Raw genomic sequence first — 3230 nt, forward strand, 5'->3', positions numbered from 1 at the left:
AAGCACGGCAACGTCCTACTCTCACAAAGGGAAACCCTTCACTACCCTCGGCGCTAAGAAGCTTAACTTCTGTGTTCGGCATGGTTACAGGTGTATCCTTCTTGCCATCGTCACCGCACTTATATGTTTTTTATTGAGTGATGATTCACTCAAAACTGGATGTTAAGTTAGTATCAATATAATGGTCCACCGCTATCTTGGTTAAGTCCTCGACCGATTAGTACTAGTCCGCTCCATACATCACTGTACTTCCACTTCTAGCCTATCTACCTGATCATCTTTCAGGGGTCTTACTTCCTTAAAGGAATGGGAAATCTCATCTTGAGGGGGGCTTCACGCTTAGATGCTTTCAGCGTTTATCCCGTCCATACATAGCTACCCAGCAATGCCCTTGGCAGAACAACTGGTACACCAGAGGTATGTCCATCCCGGTCCTCTCGTACTAAGGACAGCTCCTCTCAAATTTCCAACGCCCGCGACGGATAGGGACCGAACTGTCTCACGACGTTCTGAACCCAGCTCGCGTGCCGCTTTAATGGGCGAACAGCCCAACCCTTGGGACCGACTACAGCCCCAGGATGCGACGAGCCGACATCGAGGTGCCAAACCTCCCCGTCGATGTGAACTCTTGGGGGAGATAAGCCTGTTATCCCCAGGGTAGCTTTTATCCGTTGAGCGATGGCCCTTCCATGCGGAACCACCGGATCACTAAGCCCGACTTTCGTCCCTGCTCGAGTTGTAACTCTCGCAGTCAAGCTCCCTTCTGCCTTTGCACTCTACGAATGATTTCCAACCATTCTGAGGGAACCTTTGGGCGCCTCCGTTACCTTTTGGGAGGCGACCGCCCCAGTCAAACTGTCCATCTGACACTGTCTCCCACCACGATAAGTGGTGCGGGTTAGAATGGTCATAACACAAGGGTAGTATCCCACCAGCGCCTCCATCGAAACTAGCGTTCCGATTTCTACGGCTCCTACCTATCCTGTACATGTGTTACAAACATTCAATATCAAACTACAGTAAAGCTCCATGGGGTCTTTCCGTCCTGTCGCGGGTAACCTGCATCTTCACAGGTACTAAAATTTCACCGAGTCTCTCGTTGAGACAGTGCCCAAATCGTTACGCCTTTCGTGCGGGTCGGAACTTACCCGACAAGGAATTTCGCTACCTTAGGACCGTTATAGTTACGGCCGCCGTTTACTGGGGCTTCAATTTTGAGCTTCGCTATTGCTAACCCATCCTCTTAACCTTCCAGCACCGGGCAGGCGTCAGCCCCTATACGTCATCTTTCGATTTTGCAGAGACCTGTGTTTTTGATAAACAGTCGCTTGGGCCTATTCACTGCGGCTGAACTTGCGTTCAGCACCCCTTCTCCCGAAGTTACGGGGTCATTTTGCCGAGTTCCTTAACGAGAGTTCTCTCGCTCACCTTAGGATTCTCTCCTCGACTACCTGTGTCGGTTTGCGGTACGGGTCATTTGTTTCTAACTAGAAGCTTTTCTTGACAGTGTGACATTGAGACTTCGGTACTCTATTTCCCTACTCATCACAACTTGTTCTTAAAGATAAAAGCATTTGACTCTTATCAAAACTTGTTGCTTGAACGTGCACTTCCAGTCGCACGATCTCATAGCCTCCTGTGTCCCTCCATTGTTCAAACAAAACAAACGAGTACAGGAATCTCAACCTGTTGTCCATCGCCTACGCCTATCGGCCTCAGCTTAGGTCCCGACTAACCCTGGGAGGACGAGCCTTCCCCAGGAAACCTTAGTCATTCGGTGGACAGGATTCTCACCTGTCTTTCGCTACTCATACCGGCATTCTCACTTCTAAGCGCTCCACCAGTCCTTACGATCCAGCTTCAACGCCCTTAGAACGCTCTCCTACCATAGAACCAAAGGTTCTATCCACAGCTTCGGTAACATGTTTAGCCCCGGTACATTTTCGGCGCAAGGGCACTCGACTAGTGAGCTATTACGCACTCTTTAAATGGTGGCTGCTTCTGAGCCAACATCCTAGTTGTTTGTGCACCCTCACATCCTTTTCCACTTAACATGTATTTTGGGACCTTAGCTGGTGGTCTGGGCTGTTTCCCTTTCGACAATGGATCTTATCACTCACTGTCTGACTCCCGGATATAAATGAATGGCATTCGGAGTTTATCTGAATTCGGTAACCCAAGACGGGCCCCTAGTCCAAACAGTGCTCTACCTCCATCATTCTCAAATCCGAGGCTAGCCCTAAAGCTATTTCGGAGAGAACCAGCTATCTCCAAGTTCGTTTGGAATTTCTCCGCTACCCACACCTCATCCCCGCACTTTTCAACGTACGTGGGTTCGGTCCTCCAGTGCGTTTTACCACACCTTCAACCTGGACATGGGTAGGTCACATGGTTTCGGGTCTACGACAACATACTCATTCGCCCTATTCAGACTCGCTTTCGCTACGGCTCCGCTTCTTCAGCTTAACCTCGCATGCTATCGTAACTCGCCGGTTCATTCTGCAAAAGGCACGCTATCACCCATTAACGGGCTCTAACTTCTTGTAAGCACACGGTTTCAGGTTCTATTTCACTCCCCTTCCGGGGTGCTTTTCACCTTTCCCTCACGGTACTGGTTCACTATCGGTCACTAGAGAGTATTTAGCCTTGGGAGATGGTCCTCCCGGATTCCGACGGAATTTCTCGTGTTCCGCCGTACTCAGGATACTCATAGGTGTGTTGTCAATTTCATCTACGGGGCTTTTACCCGCTACGGCTGACCTTTCCAGATCGATTCGACTATCCACAACAGCTACCACAATTGAGTCCTACAACCCCAATAAGCAAGCTTATTGGTTTGGGCTGTTTCCGTTTCGCTCGCCGCTACTAAGGAAATCGATTTTTCTTTCTCTTCCTGCAGGTACTTAGATGTTTCAGTTCTCTGCGTCTACCTTCTAATAGCTATGTATTCACTACTAGATAATATCCTATAAAAGATACTGGGTTCCCCCATTCGGAAATCTCCGGATCATAGCTTACTTACAGCTCCCCGAAGCATATCGGTGTTAGTCCCGTCCTTCATCGGCTTCTAGTGCCAAGGCATCCACCGTGCGCCCTTATTCACTTAACCTTTTCTAACCTTACGGTTAGCTTTTTTTCATTAACTATTAACTAGCGATAGATAATAGTTAATACATTTCACAGTTCTTTAAAAGAAACTGTTCAACGCGGTGTTCTCGGTTTATGTTGAT

General features: G+C 48.7%; 2 rRNA genes. Both read right to left on the reverse strand.

Annotated elements, in window-relative coordinates:
• Positions 1-2 precede the first annotated feature (2 nt).
• Positions 3-118: ribosomal RNA gene (rrf, locus tag MN581_RS09945) — 5S ribosomal RNA — on the reverse strand.
• Positions 119-197: 79 nt separating this feature from the next.
• Positions 198-3109, reverse strand: a 23S ribosomal RNA gene (locus tag MN581_RS09950).
• Between the last annotated feature and the right edge of the window lie 121 nt (positions 3110-3230).

This window comes from Vagococcus sp. CY53-2, assembly GCF_022604695.1.
In the GTDB taxonomy this organism is placed as follows: domain Bacteria; phylum Bacillota; class Bacilli; order Lactobacillales; family Vagococcaceae; genus Vagococcus.